General features: G+C 64.5%; 26 protein-coding genes. 17 read left to right on the top strand and 9 right to left on the bottom strand.

Annotation, left to right across the window (positions count from 1 at the left end):
* Positions 1-97 precede the first annotated feature (97 nt).
* From P6U31_RS26740 to P6U31_RS26710, 7 genes are all read left to right on the top strand, one after another.
* On the top strand, positions 98-1249 hold the full coding sequence (locus tag P6U31_RS26740) for an efflux RND transporter periplasmic adaptor subunit (RefSeq protein WP_407189952.1): 1152 nt from the start codon (positions 98-100) through the stop codon (positions 1247-1249).
* Entirely contained in the window at positions 1246-2865 is a 1620-nt protein-coding gene (locus P6U31_RS26735) for a DHA2 family efflux MFS transporter permease subunit (protein WP_407184740.1), read from the top strand. The genes P6U31_RS26740 and P6U31_RS26735 overlap by 4 nt, the downstream gene beginning before the upstream one ends.
* A gap of 291 nt (positions 2866-3156) precedes the next feature.
* On the top strand, positions 3157-3894 hold the full coding sequence (locus P6U31_RS26730; RefSeq protein WP_407184739.1) for an SDR family oxidoreductase: 738 nt from the start codon (positions 3157-3159) through the stop codon (positions 3892-3894).
* Positions 3895-3957: 63 nt separating this feature from the next.
* Positions 3958-4959, top strand: coding sequence for an NAD(P)H-dependent flavin oxidoreductase (locus tag P6U31_RS26725; RefSeq protein ID WP_407184738.1), 1002 nt, complete (start codon positions 3958-3960; stop codon positions 4957-4959).
* 110 nt (positions 4960-5069) lie between these two features.
* Positions 5070-5489, top strand: coding sequence for a hypothetical protein (locus tag P6U31_RS26720; RefSeq protein ID WP_407184737.1), 420 nt, complete (start codon positions 5070-5072; stop codon positions 5487-5489).
* 386 nt (positions 5490-5875) lie between these two features.
* Positions 5876-7450 carry an alkaline phosphatase D family protein gene (locus tag P6U31_RS26715; RefSeq protein ID WP_407184736.1) on the top strand — a complete coding sequence of 525 codons (1575 nt, stop codon included), beginning with the start codon at positions 5876-5878 and terminating at the stop codon, positions 7448-7450.
* 199 nt (positions 7451-7649) lie between these two features.
* Positions 7650-8468, top strand: a complete 819-nt coding sequence (locus P6U31_RS26710; protein WP_407184735.1) for an aldo/keto reductase — start codon at positions 7650-7652, stop codon at positions 8466-8468.
* 306 nt (positions 8469-8774) lie between these two features.
* Here the strand turns inward: P6U31_RS26710 and P6U31_RS26705 are convergent, their stop codons facing one another.
* Both P6U31_RS26705 and P6U31_RS26700 read right to left on the bottom strand, forming a co-directional pair.
* Positions 8775-9005, bottom strand: coding sequence for a hypothetical protein (locus P6U31_RS26705; RefSeq protein ID WP_407184734.1), 231 nt, complete (start codon positions 9003-9005; stop codon positions 8775-8777).
* Positions 9006-9104: 99 nt separating this feature from the next.
* On the bottom strand, positions 9105-9557 hold the full coding sequence (locus P6U31_RS26700) for a hypothetical protein (protein WP_407184733.1): 453 nt from the start codon (positions 9555-9557) through the stop codon (positions 9105-9107).
* 159 nt (positions 9558-9716) lie between these two features.
* Between P6U31_RS26700 and P6U31_RS26695 the strand changes: the two genes are divergently transcribed.
* A complete protein-coding gene (locus P6U31_RS26695; RefSeq protein WP_164937589.1) occupies positions 9717-9989 on the top strand; it encodes a helix-turn-helix domain-containing protein in 273 nt (90 codons plus the stop codon).
* Positions 9990-10007: 18 nt separating this feature from the next.
* Positions 10008-10862: a 3,4-dihydroxyphenylacetate 2,3-dioxygenase gene (hpaD, locus tag P6U31_RS26690; RefSeq protein WP_407184732.1), complete on the top strand. Its 855-nt coding sequence runs from the start codon at positions 10008-10010 to the stop codon at positions 10860-10862.
* A gap of 10 nt (positions 10863-10872) precedes the next feature.
* Here hpaD and P6U31_RS26685 read toward each other — a convergent pair whose 3' ends face one another.
* The gene (locus P6U31_RS26685; RefSeq protein WP_407184731.1) at positions 10873-12105 is read right to left on the bottom strand and encodes a PLP-dependent aminotransferase family protein; all 1233 of its coding nucleotides are present in this window, start codon (positions 12103-12105) and stop codon (positions 10873-10875) included.
* Between the two features lie 56 nt (positions 12106-12161).
* A complete protein-coding gene (locus tag P6U31_RS26680) occupies positions 12162-12689 on the bottom strand; it encodes a DUF3124 domain-containing protein (RefSeq protein ID WP_407184730.1) in 528 nt (175 codons plus the stop codon).
* A gap of 67 nt (positions 12690-12756) precedes the next feature.
* Here P6U31_RS26680 and P6U31_RS26675 point away from each other — a divergent pair, with 67 nt between their 5' ends.
* From P6U31_RS26675 to P6U31_RS26660, 4 genes are all read left to right on the top strand, one after another.
* Positions 12757-14487: a cation:proton antiporter gene (locus tag P6U31_RS26675; protein WP_407184729.1), complete on the top strand. Its 1731-nt coding sequence runs from the start codon at positions 12757-12759 to the stop codon at positions 14485-14487.
* Positions 14488-14656: 169 nt separating this feature from the next.
* The gene (ribB, locus tag P6U31_RS26670) at positions 14657-15733 is read left to right on the top strand and encodes a 3,4-dihydroxy-2-butanone-4-phosphate synthase (protein ID WP_407184728.1); all 1077 of its coding nucleotides are present in this window, start codon (positions 14657-14659) and stop codon (positions 15731-15733) included.
* Positions 15734-15922: 189 nt separating this feature from the next.
* Entirely contained in the window at positions 15923-17137 is a 1215-nt protein-coding gene (locus P6U31_RS26665) for an acyl-CoA dehydrogenase (protein WP_036004014.1), read from the top strand.
* Between the two features lie 111 nt (positions 17138-17248).
* Positions 17249-18172, top strand: a complete 924-nt coding sequence (locus P6U31_RS26660) for an MBL fold metallo-hydrolase (protein WP_407184727.1) — start codon at positions 17249-17251, stop codon at positions 18170-18172.
* Between the two features lie 118 nt (positions 18173-18290).
* Here the strand turns inward: P6U31_RS26660 and P6U31_RS26655 are convergent, their stop codons facing one another.
* Both P6U31_RS26655 and P6U31_RS26650 read right to left on the bottom strand, forming a co-directional pair.
* Positions 18291-19145 carry a DUF1499 domain-containing protein gene (locus P6U31_RS26655; RefSeq protein ID WP_407184726.1) on the bottom strand — a complete coding sequence of 285 codons (855 nt, stop codon included), beginning with the start codon at positions 19143-19145 and terminating at the stop codon, positions 18291-18293.
* A 199-nt stretch (positions 19146-19344) separates the two neighbouring features.
* Positions 19345-20973 carry a fatty-acid--CoA ligase gene (locus tag P6U31_RS26650; protein ID WP_407184725.1) on the bottom strand — a complete coding sequence of 543 codons (1629 nt, stop codon included), beginning with the start codon at positions 20971-20973 and terminating at the stop codon, positions 19345-19347.
* A 64-nt stretch (positions 20974-21037) separates the two neighbouring features.
* On the opposite strand from P6U31_RS26650, the gene P6U31_RS26645 reads away from it, so the two are divergent.
* Positions 21038-22120 carry an extensin family protein gene (locus P6U31_RS26645; RefSeq protein ID WP_407184724.1) on the top strand — a complete coding sequence of 361 codons (1083 nt, stop codon included), beginning with the start codon at positions 21038-21040 and terminating at the stop codon, positions 22118-22120.
* A gap of 36 nt (positions 22121-22156) precedes the next feature.
* On the opposite strand, the gene P6U31_RS26640 is transcribed toward P6U31_RS26645, so the two are convergent.
* A complete protein-coding gene (locus tag P6U31_RS26640; protein WP_080135594.1) occupies positions 22157-22843 on the bottom strand; it encodes a L,D-transpeptidase in 687 nt (228 codons plus the stop codon).
* Between the two features lie 337 nt (positions 22844-23180).
* Here P6U31_RS26640 and P6U31_RS26635 point away from each other — a divergent pair, with 337 nt between their 5' ends.
* Together P6U31_RS26635 and P6U31_RS26630 are read left to right on the top strand one after the other, a co-directional pair.
* The gene (locus P6U31_RS26635) at positions 23181-24158 is read left to right on the top strand and encodes a magnesium transporter CorA family protein (protein ID WP_407184723.1); all 978 of its coding nucleotides are present in this window, start codon (positions 23181-23183) and stop codon (positions 24156-24158) included.
* 184 nt (positions 24159-24342) lie between these two features.
* A complete protein-coding gene (locus tag P6U31_RS26630) occupies positions 24343-24561 on the top strand; it encodes a hypothetical protein (protein ID WP_407184722.1) in 219 nt (72 codons plus the stop codon).
* Positions 24562-24766: 205 nt separating this feature from the next.
* On the opposite strand, the gene P6U31_RS26625 is transcribed toward P6U31_RS26630, so the two are convergent.
* Together P6U31_RS26625 and pdxH are read right to left on the bottom strand one after the other, a co-directional pair.
* Positions 24767-25519 carry an SDR family NAD(P)-dependent oxidoreductase gene (locus P6U31_RS26625; RefSeq protein ID WP_407184721.1) on the bottom strand — a complete coding sequence of 251 codons (753 nt, stop codon included), beginning with the start codon at positions 25517-25519 and terminating at the stop codon, positions 24767-24769.
* Positions 25520-25568: 49 nt separating this feature from the next.
* Entirely contained in the window at positions 25569-26210 is a 642-nt protein-coding gene (pdxH, locus tag P6U31_RS26620) for a pyridoxamine 5'-phosphate oxidase (protein WP_407184720.1), read from the bottom strand.
* Positions 26211-26323: 113 nt separating this feature from the next.
* Here pdxH and P6U31_RS26615 point away from each other — a divergent pair, with 113 nt between their 5' ends.
* Positions 26324-26731, top strand: a complete 408-nt coding sequence (locus P6U31_RS26615) for an RT0821/Lpp0805 family surface protein (RefSeq protein WP_164937591.1) — start codon at positions 26324-26326, stop codon at positions 26729-26731.
* Positions 26732-26740 lie beyond the last annotated feature (9 nt).

Below are 26740 nucleotides of genomic sequence, written 5' to 3'. Positions count from 1 at the left end.
GGAACCAAGTGTCGGCGCCGAGGTTAGGCCGGCGGCGCACAAGACCTGCCCCAAAAGCGTTCGGGCGTCATTTCAATCCTGAGAGAGGTTGTTGGCCGTGGATGCTCAGACACGGGAGCATGGGCCGTCCGCGGAGCGGCCGCAGCGGGCGAAGCAGGCTCCAAACGCGCCGCCTGATCCGACCCGCGACGCTGATGGCCAGCCGCCCAGGCCGCCGTCGACGCGAGAGCGGCTTCGGGAGCATTGGCTGCTTGTAACCGCAGGTGCCGTCGTTCTGATCGCCGCGCTCGTCGGCGGCCTGCTCTACTGGATGGAGGTCCGTCACTATGAATCGACCGACGATGCTTTCGTCGCCGCGCGAAGCTTCTCGGTCGCCTCGAAGGTCGGCGGCTACGTGACCGACATTCCCGTCACCGACAACCAGCACGTCAATTCCGGCGATCTCCTCGCCAAGATCGATGAGCGCGATTATCGCATCGCCATCGATCAGGCCGATGCGCAGGTCGCCAGCGCCAAGGCGAACATCGCCAACGTCGAGGCCCAGATCGATTCGCAGCACGAGCAGATCAAGCAGGCCGAGGCCCAGCTTGAGCAGGCCCAGGCCCAGCTTCAATTCTCGCAGGAGGAATTCACGCGCGCCCAGGACCTGGTCGAGAAGGGCGCTGGCACCGTGCAGCGCCAGCAGCAGACCCGCTCGGATCTTCAGGCGCAGCAGGCCAACACCGAACGCGCCAGGACGGCGGTGGCATCAGCGCAACTCGGCATCAAGACGCTGCAGGCCCAGCTCGAAGGCGCCCAGGCGCAGCTCGGGCAGGCGCAGGCGCAGCTCGATCAGGCCAAGCTGAACCTGCAATACACCAGCGTCGCCGCCGCCCAGTCCGGCCGCGTCGTCAAGCTCTCCGGCGCCAAGGGCACGTTCGTCACTGCGGGACAGAGCCTGATGATGTTCGTGCCCGACGAGATCTGGATCGTGGCGAACTACAAGGAGACGCAGCTGGGCGACATGCGTCCGGGCCAGCCGGTCGAGATCCGCATCGATGCCTATCCCGGCCGCAAGCTCACCGGCCACATCGATTCCGTGCAGCCGGGTTCCGGCACCGCCTTCAGTCTGCTGCCGGCGGAGAACGCGACCGGCAACTACGTCAAGGTGGTGCAACGCGTGCCGGTGAAGATCGTGGTCGACAGCTGGCCGGCCGACCTGCCGGTTGGCCCAGGCATGTCGGTCGTGCCCTGGACCAGGGTGAGATGACGGACACAGCGCAAGGCGGCGCGTCCGCGGGCGGCTGGTCGCCGGAGCGCTCGGCGGCCGGAGGGCACAATCCCTATTTGATCGCCTTCGTGGTCTCGATCGCGACTTTCATGGAGGTTCTCGACACCACGATCGCCAACGTTGCGCTGCGTCACATTGCAGGCAGTCTTGCGGTCGGCATCGACGAGAGCACCTACGTCATCACCAGCTATCTCGTCGCCAACGCCATCGTGCTGTCGATCTCGGGTTGGCTCTCGACCGTGATCGGCCGCAAGCGCTTCTACATGATGTGCGTCGCGACCTTCACATTTGCCTCGCTACTGTGTGGCTTCGCGTGGAATCTGCAGTCGCTGGTGCTGTTCCGCATTCTTCAAGGTCTCGGTGGCGGCGGCATGGCGACGAGCGAGCAGGCGATCCTCGCCGACTCCTTCCCGCCGCATAAGCGCGGCCAGGCTTTCGCCATCTACGGCGTCGCCGTCGTGGTCGCGCCGGTGATCGGTCCGACGCTTGGCGGTTGGATCACCGACACCTACACCTGGCATTGGGTGTTCCTGATCAACGTGCCGATGGGGCTGCTGTCGCTGTTCCTGGTCGGGACGCTGGTCAAAGAGCCTTCGGGCGCGGAGGAGGAGAGGGAGAAGCTGCTCAGCAAGGGCCTGCGCGTCGATTATATTGGCTTCCTTCTGGTTGCGATCGGACTCGGCTCGCTGGAATTCGTGCTCGATGAAGGTCAGCGCAACGACTGGTTCGGCTCGAACATGATCGTCGTCTTCGCGCTGCTGGCCGCGGTCTGCCTGATCGCGCTGATACCGTGGGAGCTGACGCGGGAGGATCCCATCGTCGATTTGCGCCTGCTCGGCGGCCGCCAGTTCGCCGCCTGCTTCCTGGTGATGCTGGCCACCGGTGCCGTGCTGATCTCGACCACGCAGCTCTTGCCGCAGCTGCTCCAGACCGAGTTGAACTACACCGCCATGCTGGCCGGCCTCGCGTTGTCGCCGGGCGGCATTGCGACCCTCGTGCTGATGCCCGTGGTCGGTCGCCTTGTCGCTACGGTGCAGCCGAAATATCTCATCATGTTCGGCGCGACGATCGTTGCGCTCTCGATGTGGCATCTCACCGGGCTTACCGGCGACATCACCTATGGCTATGCGGCGCTGTCGCGCATCTTCCTGGCGCTCGGTCTGCCGTTCCTGTTCCTGCCTGTCACGACCGCGTCTTACGACGGCGTTCCGCCGGACAGGACCAATCAGGCTTCGGCGCTGATCAATGTCGCCCGCAATATCGGGGGATCCATGGGTGTTGCGCTGGCGCAGACGGTGTTGGCGCAGCGCCAGCAGTTCCATCAGAGCCGCCTGGTCGAGCACGCCGCGCCTTCCGATCTCGGCTATCAGCAGACCATCGACACCATGACGCGGTACTTCCAGGCGCAAGGCTCCAATGCGAGCGATGCAGCGTCGCAGGCTGTCGCCTGGGTCGGTCGCACCTTGCAGCAGCAGGTCGATTTGCTCGCTTATATCGACGTGTTCTGGACGCTGGCGGTCATTGCGGTGCTGATGATCCCCACGGCCGCGATACTCCGCCCGATCAAGCTGGGTGGGCCGGCGCGGGGGCATTGATTGCGTTGCTGTTGCAAGTGGCGAGCTTCGATCACGAAGATGCTGCCACTCACGCCCCCACTTTCAGCCATCGCCGACACGACGATGGTCCGGAGAGCGAGCAGGTCTCCTCGTCCGGCGCGTCCCATTTCCCGGTGCGATCTCCGACTTGTAAGTCTGAAAAAAGAACTGAATTTAACGATCAGAAAAAGTTGCACGGCGCGCAAACGATCGCGCCCGTCATTTGACAGGTCCATTTTAGAACTATAGCCTGCAGCCGGTCATCTGAGCTCTTGCTGGAGGAGGCGAACCTTGCCGAAGCGAAACGCGACAGCTGCCGTGATCGGGGCCGGCGACTTCATCGGATCCGAGATCGCGAAGAAATTCGCGGCGGAGGGGTTCACGGTCTTCGCCGGCCGCCGCAATGGCGACAAGCTGGCGCCGCTGGTGCGCGACATCGAGGCCTCAGGCGGCGAGATCCACGCCCGCTCGCTCGACGCGCGGAAGGAGGACGAGGTCATCTCCTTCCTCAACGACGCCGACAAGCACGCACCGCTCGAAGTCTGCATCTTCAATGTCGGCGCCAACGTCAATTTCCCGATTCTCGACACCACCGAGCGCGTGTTTCGCAAGGTCTGGGAGATGGCCTGCTATTCCGGCTTCCTTGCGGGTCGCGAGGCGGCGCGGCTGATGCTGCCGCGCGGCGGCGGCAACATCTTCTTCACGGGCGCGACCGCAAGCTTGCGCGGCGGCAGCGGCTTTGCCGCCTTTGCCAGCGCCAAATTCGGCCTGCGCGCGGTGGCGCAGGCGATGGCGCGCGAGCTCGGCCCGAAGAACATCCATGTCGCCCATCTCATCATCGATTCCGGCGTGGACACCGAATGGGTGCGGCAGCGCCGGCTCGAGGCGCTCGGGCCGAATGCGCTGGATAATCCCGATCTCTTGATGCCACCGTCTTCGGTTGCTGACGCCTATTGGCAGCTTTACCGGCAGCCGAAGAGCGCCTGGACGTTCGAGATGGAGATTCGCCCGTTCGGAGAGAAATGGTGACTGCGGCGCAAAAGTCCGGCTAGACTGAGCCCAACCCAAGCAAAATTCCGGGAGGAGAACGACGTGAAGACCGCGATCACCGAGCTGTTCGGCATCGAGCACCCCATCATCCAGGGCGGCATGCATTTCGTCGGCTTTGCCGAGCTGGCTGCTGCCGTCTCCAATGCCGGCGGGCTCGGCATCATCACTGGTCTCACCCAGAAGACGCCGGAGCTGCTCGCCAAGGAGATCGCGCGCTGCCGCGACATGACCGACAAGCCGTTCGGGGTGAACCTCACCTTCCTGCCGACCTTCTCGGCGCCGCCTTATCCGGAATATATCGCAGCCATCGTCGAAGGCGGCATCAAGGCGGTGGAGACCGCAGGCCGCAGCCCGGAAGCCTACATGCCGGCGCTGAAGGCCGCCGGCATCAAGGTGATCCACAAATGCACCTCGGTGCGCCACTCGCTGAAGGCCGAACGCATCGGCTGCGACGCCGTCAGCGTCGACGGCTTCGAGTGCGGCGGTCATCCCGGCGAGGACGACATTCCCAACATGATCCTGCTGCCGCGTGCGGCCGAGGAGCTGAAGATCCCGTTCGTTGCCTCCGGCGGCATGGCCGATGGGCGCAGCCTCGTCGCGGCATTGTCGCTGGGGGCGGCCGGCATGAACATGGGCACGCGCTTCATCGCCACCAAGGAAGCACCGGTGCATCAGAACGTGAAGAACGCGCTGGTCGCGGCGACCGAGCTCGACACCCGTCTGATCATGCGGGCCTTGCGCAACACCGAGCGCGTGCTGAAGAACGCCAATGTCGACCGTCTGCTCGAGATCGAGCGCGAGAAGGGCGACAAGCTGACGATCGACGACATCCACGATCAGGTCGCGGGTGTTTATCCCAAGATCATGCTGGACGGGCAGATGGATGCGGGGGCCTGGAGCTGCGGCATGGTCGCCGGGCTGATCCATGACATCCCCTCCTGCAAGGAACTGATCGATCGCATCATGACTGAAGCGGAAACCATCATCCGCAGCCGCCTAATGGGGTTCCTGGATGGGACGGGGGCAACGCGAAAGGTCGCCTGACACCGCCAAACTTCTTAACCACGGCGGCACTCGACCGCTGGAATTGCGCGCGACGCCTCCTAAATTGGGGTAAATTACCTCTTTCATCATGGAATTTCAGGAGGCGTCCCGTGGTCCTGAAAAGCGTTCCTTTTGCAGTTGCCGTTGCCCTGGTGCTCGCAGCGTGTGGCATCGCGCGCGCTGACGACTACAAGCCAGACGAATATCTCAGTCTCGATCTCTCCAAAGCCGTGCTGTCGCCGAAACGGCTCGGGCCCGAGACGCAGTTTGCACCGGTCGCGCTCGAGGCGCGCGGCGGCAATGACGCGCAGGCGCGCGCCGAGCCAGTCGATGTGCCGAAGAAGGTTGCGGCCGAACGCGTTCGTGTGGCCGAGCCGAAGGCCGCACAGGCCAGGAGCGCACAGCCGCGCGGCGCGGCCCGCGCCAAGCTTGCGCATCGTCACGGCAATGCGCTCGACGCACAGGCGATGGACACCCGCATCCAGACCTGGCCGTGCCGCTCCGGCGGCATCTGCAACTGGAAGCGGTAATCGCAGCACTCTCTTCGCCTATCCCCGCAGCGCCAGGGCAATCGCTTGATGTCGTTTGGGGGCCATCCTTCGAGACGCCCGCCGTTGGCGGGCCCTCAGGATGAGGACCGAGTGCGTTTGGCTGGTTTCAATGGGCTCCGATGCCGCTTAGCCTCATCCTGAGGAGACAGCTGAAAGCGGTCGTCTCGAAGGACGAGGCGCGCGCTCAGCCCGCGAAGAGCCATATGCGATTGCCCTGCCGCAAGCGGGAGGGGAGAAAATCGCCTCGGCTGCATCTCGTTCGTCATCCGCTCGTCGTAAAACCGTAGGCGCGGAGTCAAGAAACCGTAAGCTGCAAGTCAAGGAGCGCAGGCACCTTCCGTCGCGATTCGAGGAAGGTCTCCTGAATGGCAATGCTCCGCGCGCAGCGCGCATGGACCCGACGGCAATTCCTGGCCCGCTCCGCCTCTAGCCTCGCTATCGCCTCGCTCGCGAAGCCTCACCTAAGCCGCGCCGCCGATCGGCCGCAAATCGCAGGCGGCATTCAGTCCGGTGACGTCTGCGGCGATGGCTCCGCCGTGATCTGGGCGCGAGCCGACCGTCCCGCGCGCATGCAGGTGGAATGCTCGACCGTCGAGAGCTTCAAGACCATCATTGCGTCGGCTTCGCGCGATGCGGTGCCGGAGGCCGATTTTACTGCAAAGCTGCTGCTGAACGACCTGCCGGCCGGGCAGGACATCTTCTATCGTGTCCGCTTCGACGACATCGCAACCGGCGTTCCCGGCGAAAGCCGCCTCGGCCATTTCCGTAGCGCGCCGGCAGCTGGCCAGTCGATCTCGTTTGTGTGGTCCGGCGACGTCGCGGGGCAGGGCTGGGGCATCGACGTTTCGCGCGGCGGCTATCGCAGCTATCGCACCATGCTCGACAACCGTCCGGATTTCTTCATTCATTCCGGCGATCACATCTACGCCGACTGCACGATTCCGTCCGAGCAAAAGCTGCCGACCGGCGAGATCTGGCGTAATCTGGTGACCGAGGACAAAGCCGAGGTCGCGCACACGCTGGCGCAATTCCGCGGCAACTACAAATACAACCATCTCGACGAGAATTTCCGCGCCTTCCATGCCGAGGTGCCGATGCTGGCGCAGTGGGACGACCATGAGGTCACCAACGACTGGTCGCCGACCGGCAGCTACGATGAGGCAGGCTTTGAGCAGGACGGGACTTCGCGTCTGGTTGCGCGCGCCCGCCGTGCCTTCTTCGACTTCATGCCGATCCGCGATATCGGCACGCGGCAGGGCCGGGTCTATCGCAAGATCGGCTACGGTCCGCTGCTGGATGTCTTCATGATCGACATGCGCAGCTATCGTGACGAGACCTGGAACAAGGGGAGCGATCACCGCGGCTGGATCCTGGGGGCCGAGCAACTCGCCTGGCTGAAGCGCGAACTCGCAGCCTCGCGCGCGACCTGGAAAGTGATCGCGGCCGACCTGCCGATCGGCCTGGTCAGCCTGGACGCCGTCGCGCTCGGCGACGGGCCGCCTGACCGGCGCGAGCACGAGATCGCCGATCTTCTGGCGTCCCTCAAGCACGCCGGTGTGCGCAACATCGTGTGGCTCACCGCCGACATGCACTACACCGCCGCGCATTACTACGATCCGAACAAGGCGCAATTTAGGGATTTCGAGCCGTTCTGGGAGTTCGTCTCCGGTCCGCTGCATGCCGGCACTTGGGGCCCGGCCGAACTCGACGACACCTTCGGCCCGGTCGCGATGTACCAGAATGGCTGCAGCGCAGCGCAGGGCGAGAATTTGGCGCCCTGCTTCGGACTGCAGTTCTTCGGCCGGGTCGACATCGACGGCCGCAGCGGCGTCATGACCGTGACCCTGAAGGACGTCGACAACCGCGATCTCTGGTCGGTCGATCTCGTGCCACAGCCACAGCCGCAGCCGCGCCCGGCAGTGGTGGCGCAGCATTCGTGAGGGAGCGAGCCTTGCGCGCCCGGCCGTGACGGCGGGGAGGCAGGGCGCGCCTGCCAGTCTTAACCCGATCTTGATTGGCCGCCTCCCGCCTCCCTCGCTATACTGACCACTCCCGCCACCTCTTTTCCATCACCAGAGAGTTTGCAGCCCGCGGCTTCGCCGCGCGTCCGGCGGGACGCAATATGTCAGGAGTTAGCTCATGGACGATCTGAAGACACAGGGCATCAGCATGCCCAAGCTCGGCCTCGGCACCTTTCGCATGCAGGGCGATGCCTGCCGCGCTGCGGTCGAGAGCGCGCTGTCGATCGGCTACCGCCATATCGACACCGCCGAGATGTATGCCAATGAGGAGCCGATCGGCGCAGCCATCGCAGCGTCCCGCCTGCCGCGCAGCGAACTGCACGTCACGACCAAGGTCTGGCACGAGAACCTCGCGCCGGACGCGATCCGGCGGGCCATCGATGCGAGCTTGAAGAAGCTCCGGCTCGACCATGTCGATCTCTATCTCGTGCATTGGCCGTCGAAGGCCGCGGATTGGGGGGCAGTGTTCGAGACCTTGATGAGGCTGAAGGAGGAGGGCCGCACGCGGGCGATCGGCGTCGCCAATTTCACCACCGCGCTGCTCAAGATCGCGGTCGAGGACATCAAGGCGCCGATTGCCTGCAACCAGATCGAATATCACGCGATGCTCGATCAATCGAAGGTGCTGGCCTATCTCGCGCCGAAGTCGATTCCGCTGGTCGCTTATTGTCCGCTGGCGCAGGGGCGCATTGCCTCGGATTCGGTGCTGGCCGAGATCGGTGCCAAGCACAACGCGACCGCGGCGCAAGTGGCCCTGAAATGGCTGCTCGACCAGGACGGCGTCGCCGCGATCCCGAAAGCCTCGCGCCGCGAGAGCCAGCAGGCCAATCTCGATGCGCTGAAGATCACGCTCGATGATGCGGACCGCAGCAAGATCGCCGCGCTGCCGAAGGATCGACGCTGCGTCAATCCGGGCTTCGCGCCGGCGTGGGACTAAAGCATGATGAGTTTTGGTTGAATCGATGTGCGCTCAGGGCTCGATTCACCTCTCCCGCAGGGAGAGGTCGGAGCGCATCGAAGATGCGGTCCGGGTGAGGGGATCTGGTCTTGCCGAGTGCCGCGGCCCCTCACCCGGATTGCGCTGGACTTTGCATCGCCAGGGCAATCCGACCTCTCCCCGTTGGGGAGAGGTGAATCACCGACAGCCCGCCGAATCTAACTTCATAACGCTTTAACTCGACGGGTTTTCGATGCGCAAAGAAATGGCCCCGCGAGGGGGGCCATTTCCAAGTTGCGCGCTGCATTAGTCCCAGTGACGATGGCTGCGCTTGATCACCACGACGCGGTCGCCATGGTGGCCGCGATGCCAGCCATAATCGCGATGCCTGCGGAATTCGGCGCGGGCGCCGTACGGGCCGTGATGATGATGGTGATAGCCGCCACGCTTGATCACCACGGTCTCCGCGCTTGCCAGCGTCGGCGCCGCGATCACGAGCGCGCCCAGGGCCGCAACCACATAACCAAGCTTCTTCATGATGTCCTCCTCCAATTCAATGCACATCTAAACCGCGCATTGATGCGAACGTTCCGGAGGAATAGCGGGAGAATTCTGAACGGCTGTTCAGATCGATGCTTAGTCGCAGCGCTGTTGCGTGGGCGTTGGTGCGCCTGTCGCGACGTATTTGCCGTCTCGAATCGTGTACTCGCCGCGTTCGCTGCGATTGTAGATCGCGCGCAGGCTGCCGTCCTTCGCCAGCAGCAGCCCGAACTCACGCGCGTGGTGCAGCGAGGGGAAGTACACCATCACATTGATCAGGCCCTCGGCGTTGACTGTGGCCGACACCACCTCGTTCTCGTCCTTGGCGTCGCCGAAATTGCGCCGGTACATCACCCGGCCGTCCTTCCGGATCTCGTAGGTCAGGAGCGCGCCCTTGTCGCGGTCAGGGCGAGCCGCGCAGTCGACCGCCCATGAGCCGAGCAGGCCCCATTGCTCGACTGTCGCCGCCAGCGTCTCGGCACCTGCGGCGGAGGTGATCGCCGCCCACAGCATCCCCGCCGCGATCCAGCGGCTCAAACAACGCGTCATGTCCCTAGAGAACCCCGCCTCGAAGAATTCCAAAGTGTAGCATCCCGCCCGATTCCGTCCATGGCGGCCCCTGATCGCTCGCGAATTTGATCCGCGTCAATGAGGCCGGTGTTTTCCCGGGTAGGATGGCATTTCCCGAAGGCGAATCTGGATAGACCAATGCTGAATCAAGTCATGGATTTTGCGGGCGAAGTGCTGCCGGGGAGCTGTGCCGTGCCGCCTTATTCCGAGACCGAGTTTCTGACCGAGCTGGGTGATCGTTTGCGGTCCTCGCGCATGCGCTGCGACCTGTCGCGCCGCGAGCTGGCCCGCCGTTCGGGGATCTCCGAGCGCTATATCGCCCAGATCGAGGCCGGCAAGGGCAACGTCTCGATCGTCCTCTTGCTGCGACTGGCTTCCGCGATCCACAGCAGTCAGCCCCAGGCGGCCTGACGCTTCGAGGTGGCCGCCATGGGGCAGCTGGTACTCGCGGCCAAGGTCACCCACGTTCCATCATTGATGCTGTCGGAGCAACCCGGCAGCCCGTTACGCGACGCGCGCAAAGCCGCCGTCGATGCGCTGCGCGAGCTCGGCCGGCGGGCGAAGGAGCGCGGCGCGACCTGCTTCGTGGTGTTCGACACCCACTGGCTCTCCAATTTCGGCTACCACATCAATGCCAATGCGCGGCACCGCGGCTCGTTCACCAGCCACGAGGCGCCGCAGATGATCCAGGATCTGCGCTACGATCTGCCGGGCGATACCGCTCTGGCGGAAGCCATCGCGACCAGGGCCGGCGAGGCGGGCCTGAACGTGATCGCCCATCAGGTGGCCAGCCTCGGGCTCGAATACGGCACCATCGTGCCGATGCACTACATGAACCCGGACGGCTCTGCGAAGGTCGTCTCGGTCGCCTCGCCGCTGTTCACCTCGGTCGAAGAGAGCCGGATCCTCGGTGAAGCGACCCGCCGGGCGATCGATGGATCCGGTGAACGGGTCGCCGTTCTCGCCAGCGGTTCGCTCTCGCACCGGCTCTGGCCGAACAAGAAGCTGGGACCCGAGGCGTGGACGTCGGTCGCCAGCGAGTTCAACCGCCAGGTCGATCTCCGCGTGCTCGAGCTGTGGCAGGGCCGCCGCTACCGCGAGTTCCTCGACATGCTTCCCGACTACGCCACCAAGTGCAACGGTGAGGGCGGCATGGCCGACACCATCATGCTGTTCGCGGCGCTCGGCTGGTACGACTATCGCGGCGCCGCCGAGCAGCTTTGCGACTATTTTCCCTCGTCGGGCTCCGGCCAGGTCAACGTGGAGTTTCACGTCGAGGCGTGAAGCCGCGGCCTCAGGCCCGCTTCTCCACATTGGCGCTGCGGGCCGGCACGCCGAACTCCTTGCGGCAGACCTCTGCCAGCACGGCGACGCCCTCGCGAATCTGCTGATGCGTCGGACTCGCAAAGCATAATCTGAGCCGCGAGCTGGAATGGCCCTTGTTGGTCGACCATTCCGGCCCTGGATTGATCGAGACGCCGGCGGCGAGCGCGGCCTGATATAGCTTCAGCGTATCGACCTGGTCGGGCAGCTTCACCCAGAGGAAGATTCCGCCTTTGGGTTCCTCGAATTCCGCGGCCGTCCCGAACTGCTCGTTCAGCGCCTCCATCAGCGTGTCGAGCTTGGTGCGCAGCGCCTTGGTCAAAGCCGGCACGTGGGTTGCGAAATGCGGCTTGCAATAGGTGGCGAGCACCATCTGCTCCAGCGCGCCGGAGCCGGCATCCGTCTTCAGCGCCAGCATCCGCGACATCACCTCCCATGGCGCGACGATGAAGCCGACACGCAGCGCCGGCGCGATCGACTTCGAGAACGAGCCGATATGGATCACGCCGCCGCTCTCGCTCATCGCGTAGATCGCCGGCGGCCGCTGCCCCGACCAGACGAGGTCGGCATAGCAATCGTCCTCGAAAACAGGCACGCCGTATTCGGTCGCGAGCCGCACCAGCTCGGCGCGCCGGCTTTCGGGCATGATGCTGCCGGTCGGGTTCTGCACCGTTGGGATGGTGTAGATGTATTTCGGCCTGATGCCGCGGCTCTTGAGGTCGGCGAGCGTGGAGGCCAGCACGTCCATGCGCATGCCGTCCTTGTCGAGCGGGATGCCGACGACGTTGACGCCGAGCCGCGCCAGGCGGGTCAGGGAGCCCTGATAGCTCTCCTGCTCGAAAATCACGGTGTCGCCGCGGGTCAGCAGCGTGGCGTTGACGAGGTCGAGCGCCTGCAGCGAGCCGGAGACGATCAGGAGATCGTCCACGGTGCAGTTGATGCCGGCGTCGCGCTTGAGTTTCGTCACCAGGAACTCACGCAAGGGCAGGTAGCCCTGCGGCCCATGGGCGAGCCCGTAAGTGGCGAGCGACCGGCCTTCGTGCCGCAGCACCGTGCTGGTCGCTTCGATCAGCTCGTCGAGCGGCACCTGTTCGGAATCGTTGTTGCCGCCGACAAAACTGTACTTCGCAAGGCCGGTCCAGCGCGCGGAGGGGGCCGGCAGCCCAGCCGGAAACAGGGGCGCGAAATCGAAGCTGGACGTCATGGGGCGTTCCTCGTTTCTGTTCTTGTTGAGCCAGCCGGCGTTGCACCGGCCAGGCCTTAATTCTTGGTCGCCGTCCGGGTCGGACGACCCTGGCTGATGAAAGCGTAGTGCGCATTGGCGACGCCGCCAACCATCAGCGCCTCGACCACGGGCTCGGCGATCTCGCCTGTCGCGGCCCAGTCGACCAGGAAATTGGCCCCGGTCCCGCCGCGCACGTCGTCGGTCGGAATGAAGATCGAGACAGTGGCCAGCGGCCTCAAGGCCACCGGCGCCTTCAGATAACTTTCGACCTGCTTGCCTGCGGTGTCGAAATAGGCGATGCGTTTGATCACCAGCGGCTGGGTCTCGGAGGCGTTGTGAACACTCAAGGTCACCGAGAAGTCGACGCGCAGCTTGCCCTGGCTCATTGCGACACTGGAATAAGCGGGCACGTAGAAGCCACCGCTGACGGCGAGGCCCTCCTTCGGCATCGTGGTGAGGGAATCGGCAAAGTTTTGTTCGATATTGACCTTGGATTGTGCGGCGGCGGGCACGGCAAAGGCCAGGGGGCATAGCAGCATTGCTGCGAGCAGGCCTCCTTGCATGTGACGAATTGCTCGCTTGCCGCGCCGCAACCCGTCTCTAGGGTGCGGCAAAACGGACCAATCTGGTATGCACGAGCTCATTCGCGACATCACTCTCTGTATTCTGTTTGCCTGGATGCTGGGCCTGCTCGCCCATTTCTCACGGCAGCCGCTGATCCTGGCCTATCTTATCGCCGGCTTTTGCATTGGTCCATTCGGCGCCGGCTGGGTCCACTCGCAGGAATCGATCGGCGTCATTTCCGAGCTCGGCCTGATCTTCATGCTGTTCATGATCGGTCTGGAGATCGACCTGAAGAAGATCGTGCGGGCGGGAAAGGTGATCCTGTTCGCGGCGGGCGGCCAGCTGCTCGGCGGCTGCCTGCTCGGGGTCGTGTTCTTCGTCGGCATCGGCCTCTCGCTCGGCGGTGGGCATTTCGATGCGATCTATCTCTGCGTCGCCTGCGCGCTGTCGAGTACCGTCATCATCGTCAAGGTGCTCTACGAGAAGCGCGAGCTCGACACGCTGCCGGGACGGATCACGCTCGGCGTGCTGGTGCTTCAGGACATCTTCGCCATCCTGTTCCTGGCGGTGCAGCCGAGCCTTGCCAATCTGCAGGCCAGCGTCATCCTGCTCTCGATCGGCCGCGTCGCGGTACTGGTCACCGCGGCGCTGCTGGTCAGCCGCTACGTGCTGCCGCGGCTATTCCACCAGATCGCCCGGCGGCCCGAGCTGATCCTGCTTGGCGCGCTGGCCTGGTGCTTCCTGGTTGCCGAGACCGCCGAGCGGCTCTCGCTGTCGCGCGAGATGGGCGCGCTGATCGCCGGCGTCTCGCTCTCGACCTTTCCCTACGCGCTCGACGTCACCGCCAAGGTCACCACGCTCCGCGACTTCTTCATCACCCTGTTCTTCGTCGCGCTCGGCATGACCATTCCCGTCCCTGGTCTCTCCGTGATCGGGCTGGCGCTGATGATCGCCGCTTTCACGGTCGTGAGCCGCCTCGTCACCACCTTCACGCCGCTCTATCTGATGAAGCAGGGCCTGCGCGCCAGCCTCCTGCCGGCGCTGAACCTCGCGCAGATCTCCGAGTTTTCGCTGGTGGTGATCCAGACCGGTGTCACCGATCACCACATTGCAGCCGAGACGGCAAATGCCGCCTCCTTCGCCTTCGTGGTGCTGGCGGTGCTTTCGACCTTCGTGATGACCCGCAGCGACGAGATCACCCGTTGGGCGATCGGGCCCTTGAAGCGGATCGGCCTGCGCGACCTCGACCATGGCAGCGACCATGGCGAGGAGGGGCACGAGGGCGGCCATGGCGAGGCTCGCCGCATCGTCATCCTCGGCTTCTTCCGGGCGGCGAGCGCGCTGCTGGCCGAGATCGAACGGCAGGCCCCGGTGCTGCTGGAGCAGATCACGGTGGTCGACTTCAACCCCAATGTGTACAAGACGCTGCTCTCGCGCGGCCTGCACGTGATCTATGGCGACATCAGCAACGTCGATACGCTGCTCCATGCCGGCATCGGCAAGTCCGAGATGGTCATCCTCAGCGTGCCGGATTCGCTGCTGAAGGGGGCCACCAACGAGAAGCTGGTCCGCCACGTCCGCGCCCTCAATCCGACCGCTATGATCGTCGCCACGGCCGACCTCCTGGCCGACGTCGGCGCCCTCTATGAAGCCGGCGCCAATTACGTCACTGTGACCCGGCTCAGCGATGCCCACGAGCTGTTCACGGTCATTGAGGCGGCCCAGGCCGGGCTCCTTGCCGACAAGCGCGCTGAGCTCGATCAGCGGCTCGGCGAGCGCCGCGAAGTGCTGCCCTGAGGGCGGCCAGCCTACCCGCCCGGCTGCCTGCACCTATATCCCTGGTATCTTCGGTGCAAGCTTGGCGTTCCGATGGCCCGCGGCCCGGAATATGCGGTTGCGTCCAGGACACTAGCGCCCCGGCCCAAGTCCGGCTAAGCCTCCCGGCACAACCGATAGAGATTGGGACATGCCCGATAGCGTTCAGGAAGTCTTGCAGGCCTTTGCCCGGGGCGAGCTCGTGGTCGTCACCGACGACGAGGACCGCGAGGGCGAGGGCGATCTGATCGTCGCCGCCTCGCTCTGCACCGCGGAGAAGATGGCGTTCATCATCCGCCACACCTCGGGCATCGTCTGCGCGCCCGTGACCACCGAGGATGCGCGCCGCCTGCGGCTCGATCCGATGGTGGCCCATAACGATTCCGCGCACACCACCGCGTTCACGGTCTCGATCGACTACAAGCCCGACGGCGGCACCGGCATTTCCGCCGAGGAGCGCGCCTCGTGCTGCCGTGCGCTGGCCAATCCCAATGTCGGCGCCAACGATTTCGCCCGGCCGGGCCACATCTTTCCGCTGATCGCCAAGGATGGCGGCGTGCTGCTGCGCTCGGGCCATACCGAGGCCGCCGTCGATCTCTGCAAGCTCTCCGGCCTGCCGCCGGTCGGCGTCATCAGCGAGTTGATGAACGACGACGGCAGCGTGATGAAGGGTGAGCAGGTTGCGCAGTTCGCGGCCAGGCACAAACTCAAGCACGTCACCATCGCGGACATGATCGCCTACCGCCAGGCGCGCGAAAAGCTGATCGAGCGGGTTTCGACCTTCGTCACCGAAAGCCCGATCGGGCCGCTGCAGGGCTATGCCTACCGCTCGCCGTTCGATTCCATCGCTCACGTCGCCTTCGTCTACAACGGCGTCGGTGACGGCAAGAACGTTCTGACGCGTTTTCACAAGCCGAATATCGTCAAGGACATCTTCACCGGACACAAGCGCATGGCGACCGTGCTGGAGCATTTCAAGAAGTCCGGCCGTGGGGTGCTGGTCTATCTGCGCGACGGCGCGGCCGGTGTGCCCGTCGCGGCGCTGCCGGACGAGACGGCGACGGAGGCCGACCGCAACCGCCAGTGGCGCGAGGTCGGCGTCGGTGCGCAGATCCTGCGCGACCTCGGCGTCACCTCGATCCGGCATCTCACCTCGTCGGTGCACGACTACAAGGGCCTGTCGGGCTTCGGCATCGAGATCGTCGCCAACGAGCAGCTCGAGAGCTAGCGCGCAGCGTCATTCCGGGATGGCGCGACAAGCGCCAGACCCGGAATCTCGTAGCGACTGACAAAGAGAGTCCGGGTTCGACGCTCCGCGTCGCCCCGGAATGACAAACCAGGATGCAATTGCACTTGTTGCCGCGGCGCTTTAATTTGTCGGGCAATTTCTAGACGGAACCAGACGAAAGGACGTTTCATGAGCGTGCGCCCTCAGGCCAAGGACAAGCCGGCTGCGGCTTCTTTCCAGTGGGACGATCCGTTCCTGCTCGACGAGCAGCTGACCGAAGACGAGCGCATGGTGCGCGACACCGCCCGCGCCTATGCGCAGGACAAGCTGCTGCCGCGCGTCTCCAAGGCCTATCTGGAAGAGAAGACCGACCGCGAGATCTTCAACGAGATGGGCGAACTCGGCCTGATCGGCATCACGCTGCCGGAAGAATACGGCTGTGCCAATGCGAGCTACGTCGCCTATGGCCTCGTCGCACGCGAGATCGAGCGGGTCGATTCCGGCTATCGCTCGATGAACTCGGTGCAGTCCTCGCTGGTGATGTACCCGATCTACGCCTATGGCGACGAGAACCAGCGCAAGAAGTACCTGCCGAAGCTCGCCAGCGGCGAGTGGGTCGGTTGCTTCGGCCTGACCGAGCCCGATGCCGGCTCCGATCCGGCCGGCATGAAGACCCGCGCCGAGAAGGTCTCGGACGGCTATCGCCTCACCGGCAGCAAGATGTGGATCTCCAACGCACCGATCGCCGACGTGTTCGTGGTTTGGGCCAAGTCGGCCGCGCACGACAACCAGATCCGCGGCTTCGTGCTGGAGAAGGGCATGAAGGGCCTGTCGGCGCCGAAGATCGGCGGCAAGCTCTCGCTCCGCGCCTCCATCACCGGCGAGGTCGTGATGGACGGCGTCGTCGTCCCCGAGGACGCGCTGCTGCCCAACGTCTCCGGCCTGAAGGGGCCATTCGGCTGCCTCAACCGCGCCCGCTACGGCATCTCCTGGGGCGCGTTAGGGGCGGCCGAGGACTGCATGCATCGCGCCCGCCAGTACACGCTCGACCGCAAGCAGTTCGGCAAGCCGCTCGCCGCGACGCAATTGGTGCAGAAGAAGCTCGCGGACATGGAGACCGAGATCGCGCTGGGGCTGCAGGGCTCGCTTCGCGTCGGCCGTCTGATGGACGAGGGCAAGTTCGCGCCGGAGATGATCTCGATCATGAAGCGCAACAATTGCGGCAAGGCTCTCGACATTGCCCGCACCGCCCGCGACATGCACGGCGGCAACGGCATCTCGATCGAATATCACGTGATGCGCCACGTCCATAACCTCGAGACGGTCAACACCTACGAGGGCACCCACGACGTCCACGCCCTGATCCTGGGCCGCGCCATCACGGGCATTCAGGCGTTTTTCTGATTTGGTTCTCCGTCATTCCGGGGCGATGCGAAGCATCGAACCCGGAATCTCGAGATTCCGGGTTCGCCCTTCGGGCGCCCCGGAATGACGTCAAAGAACAAAGAAGAAGCCATGTCCGACAACGACGACGTCCCGTTCAACCGCAACTTTCCGCTGAAGCCCGGCATCGTCGAGGAGGTCCGGCCCGGCGTGCGCCGCGTGCTCTGCAATAATCCGAGCCCGTTCACGTTCACCGGCACGGTTAGCTACATCGTCGGCACCGGCAATGTCGCGATCATCGATCCCGGTCCGGACGACGAGGCGCATGCGGCGGCGCTGCTCGATGCGGTGCGGGGCGAGACGGTGAGCCATATCTTCGTCACCCACACCCACCGCGACCATTCGCCGAACACCGCGCGGATCAAGCAGGCGACGGGGGCGCCGGTGTATGCCGAAGGCCCGCACCGGGCCTCGCGCCCGCGTTTCGAGAGCGAGAAGCACAATCCGGAATCCGGCGCCGATCGCGATTTTGCACCCGACGTCAACCTTGCGCATGGCGACGTCGTTGAAGGCGACGGCTGGCGGCTCGAGGCCGTGGCGACGCCGGGGCACACCGCCAATCATCTGGCGTTCGCCTGGCCGGAGCGGAAGTTCAACTTCGTCGGCGATCACGTGATGGGCTGGTCCACCTCGATCGTGGCGCCGCCCGACGGCTCGATGATCGACTACATGGACTCGCTCGACCGCCTCGCCGCCCGCGAGGAAGATCTCTATTTCTCCGGTCACGGTCCGGAGATTCCCGAGGGCCAGCGCTTCGTGCGCTTCCTGATCCGCCACCGCAAGGCCCGTGAGGCCTCGATCCTGCATCGCCTCGCCAAGGGCGAGACCGACATCCCGACCATGGTCCGCGCGATCTATATCGGCATCGATCCCAGGTTGACGACGGCCGCCGGCTATTCCGTGCTGGCGCACCTCGAAGATTTGGTCGCGCGCGGCGTGGTGGCGACGGATGGTGATCCTGTGATCGGGGGGACGTATCGGATGGCTGGCGCGTAGCTCTCCGCCGTCATTCCGGGGCTCGCGAAGCGAGAGCCCGGAATCCATTCATCGACAGACTCCGCCGCCCGATGGATTCCGGGTTCGTGCTTCGCACGCCCCGGAATGACGGTCGAGACTATTTCTTCACCGTCTTTGCCGGTGCCTTCGGGGGTGTCACCGGCGTCTTCTTCACAGGCTTGAGCGCGTCGGCATCGGCGGCGGCATTGAGATCGTCGATGAATTTCTTGACGCGCGCGGCGTTGCTGCCGAGATCGTTGTCGAAATTGCGCGAGGCCGAGCGGATATCGACGCGGGAATCATCGCCGTCCGCCACGAACCTGATCGAAATGTCCTCGCGGAACCCCATGATCGGTGTGCGCGCCACCGCCTCGATGCGGCCGATCCGGCGCGGCGGCTGCGGCGCGCGCTCGTCGATGACGGTCCATTTGCGCTTGTGGACGAGCTGAAGCGCGATCGCATAGGCGCGGTCGACGGAAATCTCGAGCTCGACGGGCTCGACGTCGGGATAGAAGTGGCGCTGCTGCTCCGCCGAATAGAGGCCGGCATAAACCGCGCTGTTGGTGCCCTCGCCGGTGCGCAGTCGCGCCAGCGCCTCGAAGCGCGGCGGATCGATCGGGTCGGTTGTGATGTCGTAGATCGCCGGCAGCTTGCGATATTGCAAGGCCAGATAGGCGGGATAGGCGAGGATCGCCCCGTCGATCAGGAACGCGAGCAGGATGCGCGCCATGCCGCGCGAGCCGTTCTGCCAGATCGCGGCGAAGCCGGCGAGCCCGAACAGGATCGAGAGGCCGGCGATGGCGAGTCCGCCGAAGAAGGTCGCAAGCGCCGGCTTCGGCTCCAGGAAATCGAAGCGGACGATGATGATCGAGACCACCACCGCCACCACCGCGAACACGGCCAGATTGCGCGCCCAGCTCGCGAGGCTGGACACGGGCTCCGATTGATAGGGAGCGGAAAACCTGCGGGCCATCGGATGAAGCTCTGCCGGGGTTGGCGATGCCGGCCGATCCGGCGCGGCGATGGGCCGTTGAGATCACGGCCGACGGGTAAATTCAAGGGAGACCGGACTGTTACGGCCCGTCATTCCGGGGCGCCCGAAGGGCGAACCCGGAATCTCGAGATTCCGGGTTCGATGCCGTTGGCATCGCCCCGGAATGACGTGTCTGTCCCTACGCCGCCGCGTTCGGGAAGCGATAATCCTTGAACTGGTCGCGCAGCGCCGTCTTCAGGATCTTGCCGGTGGCCGTATGCGGAATGCCTTCGACGAAGGCAACGTCGTCGGGCATCCACCATTTGGCGATCTTGCCGTCCATGTATTTCAGGATCTCCTCACGCGTGGCCTGCCGGCCCTGCTTGAGCTGCACGATCAGAAGCGGCCGCTCGTCCCATTTGGGGTGGAACACGCCGATCACGGCGGCTTCCGCCACGGCCGGATGACCGACCGCGAGGTTTTCGAGGTCGATCGAGGAGATCCATTCGCCGCCGGACTTGATCACGTCCTTCGAGCGGTCGGTGATCCGCATGTAGCCGTCCTCGTCGATGGTCGAGACATCGCCGGTGTCGAAGAAGCCGTCCTCGTCGAGGATGTTGGTGTCGACGCGGTAATAGGCCTTGGCGACGGAGGGACCGGAGACCTTGAGACGGCCGAAGGTCTTGCCGTCCCACGGCAGCTCCTTGCCGGCGTCGTCGGTGATCTTCATCTGCACGCCGAACGGCGCATAACCCTGCATCTGCAGCACGTCGAGCTTGGCATCGCCGGTCGCATTCTGGAACGGCGGCTTCAGCGCCGCGACGCTGCCGATCGGGCTCATTTCGGTCATGCCCCAGGCGTGGCGCACGTTCGAGCCCATGTCGAGGAACGCCTTGATCATCGAGCGCGGCATCGCCGAGCCGCCGCAGATCACCATCTTCAAATCCGGCAGCTTGAGATTGTTGGCGGACATGTGCTGGAGCAGCATCAGCCACACCGTCGGCACGCCGGCCGTATGCGTCACCTTCTCGGTCGAGAGCAGCTCATAGACCGAGGCGCCGTCGAGCTTGGCGCCGGGCATGACCAGCTTGGTGCCCTGCGAGGGGGCGGAGAAGGCGATGCCCCAGCTGTTGGCATGGAACAGAGGAACCACCGGCAGCATTGTCTCGGACGCGCTCGTGCCGAGGGCGTCGACATTGTTGGCCATCAGCGCGTGCAGCACGTTGGAGCGATGCGAATACAGCACACCTTTCGGGTCGCCCGTCGTGCCGGACGTGTAGCACATCGCCGCTGCCGTGTTCTCGTCAAAGTCCTTCCATTTGAATTTGCCGTCCGCCTGCGCGATCCAGTCCTCGTAGGCGATCACGTTCTTCAGCGTGGTCTCGGGCATGTGCGCCTTGTCGGTGAGCACGACGTAGCGCTCAACGCTCGGCAGCTTGTCGGCGATCTTCTCCAGGATCGGAACGAAGGTGAGATCGGTCATCACGATGCGGTCCTGCGCATGGTTGATGATCCAGGCGATCTGCTCGGGGAAAAGGCGGGGATTGACGGTATGGCAGATGGCGCCGATCCCCATGATGCCGTACCACACCTCGAGATGGCGCCAGGTGTTCCAGGCGATCGTCGCGACCCGGTCGCCGAGCTTGATGCCGTCGCGCTCCAGCATCTGCGAGACCTTGAGCGCGCGCTGGTGGATCTCGGCGTAAGTGGTGCGATGGATCGGTCCCTCGACCGAGCGTGTGACCACCTCCTGCTTGCCATGAATTTTGGCGGCGTGTTCGATGATCCGGTGGCAGAGCAGGGGCCAATCTTGCATCAAACCGAGCATTCCGACGTTCCTCCGAGAAGTCGCTGGGCGCATTGTCGCTCTCAGCGTTGGGCCAAAGATTGCCATGAGTTTTAGCCTGCCGGACTTTCGCCGCAAATGGTCTTGTCGCGGCTATATGTCCGCTCGGGCGGCAATGGTTACCGCTGCGCTCGGTTTATCGCTCGGGTCCGCCGGGACGGCGGAGGCGCGAAGACATGCGTCCCCGCTGGATATCTTCGGGATCGCCGCACCCCGGCCGCGCCCCGTGGTTCATGCCGCCAAGATCCCGCTGCCGAGACCGCGCCCTGAGGAGGCGCCCAAGGCAGCGGACGAGGCCGCGCCGGAAGCTGACGACAAGCCCCTCGCGGACAAGCCCGGCGCCGAAAAGCCCGCCGAGGCTGCGCCGCCACCCCAGAAACCGGTCTCGGCCTGCCGCCTTGCGCTGACCGAGGAGATTGCGATCGCACCCTCAATTCCTGACATCCGCGGCCCCGGCGCCTGCGGCGGCGAGGATCTGGTGCGGCTGGAAGCCGTCGTGCTGCCGGACAAGAGCAAGGTGACGGTGAAGCCGGCGGCGATCCTTCGCTGCACCATGGCGTCCGCGATCGCCGACTGGCTGCGCAAGGACATGGTGCCGCTGGCCACCAGCCTCGGCTCGCCCATTGGCGAACTCGATAATTTCGATTCCTTCGAGTGCCGTGGCCGCAACCGCGTCGCCGGCGCGCTGCTATCCGAGCATGGCAAGGCCAATGCCATCGACATCCGCGCCATCAAGCTGGCCAACGGGCAGTCGATCGGCCTGACCGACCGCACCACCTCGCGCGAGGTGCGCGAGCGTGTGCTGCACTCAGTCTGCGCGCGCTTTTCCACCGTGCTCGGCCCGGGCTCGGACTGGTACCACGAGGACCATGTCCATCTCGACCTGGCGCAGCGGCGCAACGACTATCGGATCTGCCAATGGAATGTCTGGGATCCGCTGCCACAGGTCGCCCCATTGCTGCCGGCGGAACGTCCCGAAGAGGCGCCGCCGCGCGAGGTCGCGGCCGGGCCCGAGGCGAAGAACGGAGCTGACGACGAGGCGGAGAAGACCCAGGCGCCTGCGGAGAAGCCGGCGGCCGAACGCAGCAAATCCCAGCCGCACAAGCCGGCAACAAAAAAGCGCCGGTGAACCGGCGCTTTTGGAGCCCAGGGGATCAGCAGGCGATCAGTAGCTGCCGGCCTGCCCGGTTTGGCTGCCGCCGAGCGCAAGCCGCGAATTGTAGGGCGAGTCGCCATGCTTCGGTTCGAGCACGACGACGATGGTGCCGACCTTGACGCGGTTGTAGAGGTCGATGGCGTCCTCATTGGTCAGGCGGATGCAGCCCGACGAGATCGAGGCGCCGATATATTCCGGCTGGTTGGTGCCGTGGATGCGGAACAGCGTGTCCTTGCCGCCCGAGTAGAGATACATCGCACGCGAGCCCATCGGATTGTCCGGGCCGGGCGCAACATAGGTCGGCACGCCCAGGCGCGAGATCTCGCCGGGGGTCGGATGCCAGGCCGGCCACTCGGTCATGCTGCCGACCTTGGCGATGCCGGACCAGGCCATGGCCTCTTCGCCGACGGTGATGCCGTAACGGATCGCCTTGCCGCCATCCAGCACGTAATAGAGGTAGTGGTTGTCGGAATCGACCACGATCGAGCCCGGCGACTCCTTGCGGTGGTATTCGACGATGGCACGGCGGAACGGCTCCGCAACCGGGGTGTTCTCGTACCGGACCTTGGCGAGAAGTTCCTTGTCCTTCGGCTTGAAGGCCTTGGTGTCGGTCGCCTCGAAATGCGTGGCCTGCATGCAGCCCGACAACATCAGGCCCGCGGCCAAAATCCCCAACTTAACTTTCAGCGACGACATGGTTTGGTTCCAATCAAAACAATACCGTGCGGAAGGCCTGAGCTTAACGCCCAAGTTCCTCGACTCCGTTAAGCCCATTATCGTTGAAATCTGCCACAATTCCAGCACTGAAGCCCTTTTCCCGCGCTGCGAGAGCCGAGCTGTGGCTTTTCTGCCGCAAGTTTTACGGTGGCGTGGAGGTTTTTGGGCAAGCAGGCCCCGAACTGTCGATTCCATGCCACAGAGGGGCCATGGCGTCGCCACAAATGCAAACGCTCCGTTAATCTGGTTGTCATCGTGAACTTGTCAGAATCGCGCTAAGGGCTGTCATTCTGTCGCAGGTTCTCTGGAGTTGTTCATGTTTTCGGTGTTTGTTCCCTCCGAGTCTGCCCTGAAGAAGGTTGTCGTTGAGGATCTCGCTGCGCTGCCCGAACACGCCGTCTGGATCGATCTCGTCAATCCGACCGCGGCCGAGGACAAGGCGGTCGAGCGGCTCGCGGGTATCGCCATCCCGACCCGGGAAGATATGCAGGAGATCGAGATCTCCAGCCGCCTCTATATCGAGAACGGCGCGCGCTACATGACCGCGACGCTGATGTGCCACTCCGATACCGACATGCCCCGGACCACGGCGGTGACCTTCATCCTTGGCGACCACCGCCTGGTGACGGTCCGCTACGACCTGCCGAAGCCGTTCGCCCTGGTGGAGGCCAAGCTCGCCCGCTCCTGCACGCCTTCCATCACCGGGGAGATGGTGCTGATGGAGCTGCTGGACGCCGTGATCGACCGCTGCGCCGACATCCTGGAGCGATGCGGCGCCGAAATCGATCAGGTCAGCCACGACATCTTCGAGCCCGAGAGCGAGCGCCACGGTCACGCCAAGCAGTATTCCCGGATCCTGATCTCGATCGGCCGCAAGGGCGATCTGACCTCCAAGGTTCGCGAAAGCCTCGTGTCGATCGGCCGGGTCGTGACGTTCCTGTCCGCGGTGGTCGAGGGCGTGAAATGGTCCAAGGACATGCGCGAGCAGCTCAAGACCATGCAGCGCGACGTTGCCTCACTGACCGACCATGCTTCCTATCTCTCCAGCAAGATCACCTTTGTGCTCGACGCCATGCTCGGTGTCGTCAATCTCGAGCAGAACAACATCATCAAGCTGTTTTCGGTCATGGCCGTTGTCCTGATGCCGCCGACCTTGATCGCCTCGATCTACGGCATGAACTTCAAGGTGATGCCCGAGCTGGAATGGGTGCACGGCTATCCGATGGCGCTGGTGATGATGCTGATCGCCGCCATCGTTCCGTACTGGATCTTCAAGTTCAAGAAGTGGCTGTAATACTACCGAGACCTTACAGCGTTCGCACAGACATCACGGTTGGTGTCGCAGAATAGAGCGGGATTGCGGCCGCGCGGTGATGCCTGCCTGCCGCCCCAATTCCTCCGGTAAAATTTGAGCGGTGGGCTGAACGTTTGCGCGAAACTTGTCTGCGATAAGCAGTGCGTAGCCGCGAGGAACAACCATGGTTGAAAAACACATAACGTCGCCCCGCAACGTCATCGACCTGGCGATCTATCGCCAGGTCCTGGCGAGCGGCAAGGCGTCGTCGATGTCGGCGCGCATGTGCCGGCACTGTGGTGCTCCGCTGCTCGACGGTGAGAACGACGACGATTGCTCGACCGCATTCAGCTCGGCCGCTCCGCGGCCGCGCGACAGGTCGCGTCGGATTCGAATCGATTGAGGAACGGAAGGCGAGGGCGATCCAGGTCTTGCGGCGGCGTTGTCTGGATCGCCTTGCTTCCCCGAGCGGCATTTCTGCTTCCGTCACTGCGAGGAGCGCGCGAAAAAATTGCGTAGCAATTTCGCGCTGGCGACGAAGCAGTCCAGACTATCTCCACGGAGGCAGTCCGGATTGCTTAGCTTTCGCTCGCAATGACAGTGCTCGCCTACACGTGCTGGCCGCCGTTGATGTGGATCTCGGCGCCGTTGACGTAGGAACTGGTGTCCGTGCACAGCACGTAGATGATCTTGGCGACCTCGTCGGGCGTGCCGAGGCGGTGCATCGGAATCTGCTGCTCGACGATCTTCTCGGTCCCCGGCGACAGGATCGAGGTATCGATCTCGCCCGGCGCGATCGCGTTGACGCGCACGCCGATACGGCCGAAATCGGAGGCCATCTCGCGTGTCAGCGCCGCGAGCGCGGCCTTCGAGGTGGCGTAGGCGGCGCCTGCGAACGGGTGCACGCGCGAGCCCGCGATCGAGGTGACGTTCACGACCGATCCCTTGGCGGCCTTCAACTCCTCGATCAATCCGCGCGCCATCATGATCGGCGCGAAGAAGTTGACATGGAAGACGTGCGTCCAGGTGTCGAGATCGGTGTCGACCGAACCGAGCCGCGAGCCGCCGGGCCCCTTCGGCGAGATCGCGGCGTTGTTGACCAGTGCGTGCAGCGTGCCGCCCTCCAGCCGGTTGCGGATCTCGCTGATCGCGCGCGCGGTGTCCTGGGGATCGCCGAGATCGACCTGGATGTGGTCCTCGGGACCCGCGTCCCACGGGCAGTCCTCCGGGAAGGGGTGCCGCGAGCAGGTGATGACCCGCCAGCCCGCCGAGGAGAAGCGGATCACGGTGGCGTGGCCGATGCCGCGGCTGGCTCCGGTCAAGAGCAGCGTACGGCGCGGCGCATTGGACGAATGCGGCATGGACATCTTTCAGGTCGGCCCAAAGCTCGAGACAGCGTTCAAGAGGGGCTCAAGGATACATCCGCGTCTTGGACCACTTCTGGCCGGCCGCGTCACGGCGAAATTCGATGCGGTCGTGCAGACGGAACGGGCGGTCGTGCCAGAACTCGATTCGCAGCGGCGTGATGCGCCAGCCGCTCCAGCCCGGCGGCCGCGGCACTTCGCCAATGACGTATCTTGCCGCGACCTTCGCGATGGCTTGCTCGAACGCGAAGCGGCTCTCCAGCTCCTGCGACTGCTTGCTCGCCCAGGCGCCGATCTGAGCCTGCTTCGGTCGGGTGGCGAAATAGGCGTCGGCCTCGGCCTCCGTCACCGGCGTCACGGTGCCGCGAATGCGGACCTGGCGACGCAGCGACTTCCAGTGAAAAAGTAACGCCGCCTTAGGATTTGCGGCGAGCTCGCGGCCTTTCTGGCTGGCGATGTGGCTATAGAAGACGAAGCCCTCGGTATCGAAGCCCTTCATCAGCACCATGCGCACGTCAGGCAAGCCGTCCGGGTCGACGGTTGCGAGCGCCATGGCGTTCGGATCGTTCGGCTCGCTCTTGATCGCCTCGTTCAGCCAGGCCTCGAACAGCGCAAATGGCTCGTCGGCGGCGGTGAAATCACCGGATGTTAAGGGTGTCTGGTGTTTCATCGAGGTCGTGTCGGTCATGTCTGGAGTCCGAGTTGCGTCCCGCGGCCCAAAACGCGTTGTTGTCCGCTCCCGCCCTATATAGGGCATGGGGACGCGTTGGCCTATCGGCGATCCGGCCGTCCGGCTTTATCATGACGCTCATTCTCATCGGACTGGGGACCGGAGGATGCAGCTTTTCCCGCAACGACCAGAGCGCCTACGCCAAGGCCGATGACGGCGACCTCACCGGCTCGATCGCGCGGCCGGCGAAGGATGCCCCGCCGACCGAGACCGATCTCGCCTTCGCCCGCAACGCCGCGACCGACGTTCTCAGCAAGGGCGACAAGGATTCCAGCCAGCATTGGGAGAATCCCGAGACCGGGGCGCGCGGCTCGGTGACGCCGATCGCGCAGTCCTATGCCGCCGAGGACGGCCGCAAGTGCCGCGATTTCCTGGCGAGCTATGTCAACGGCAACACGGAAAGCTGGCTCCAGGGCGCCGGTTGCCAAAGCAGCCGTGGCCGTTGGGAGATTCATACGCTAAAGCCGTGGCGGAGCTAGGATTCGGCC

The organism is Bradyrhizobium centrosematis (assembly GCF_045571495.1).
In the GTDB taxonomy this organism is placed as follows: domain Bacteria; phylum Pseudomonadota; class Alphaproteobacteria; order Rhizobiales; family Xanthobacteraceae; genus Bradyrhizobium; species Bradyrhizobium centrosematis.
This window is presented reverse-complemented; position numbering and strand designations above follow the sequence as displayed.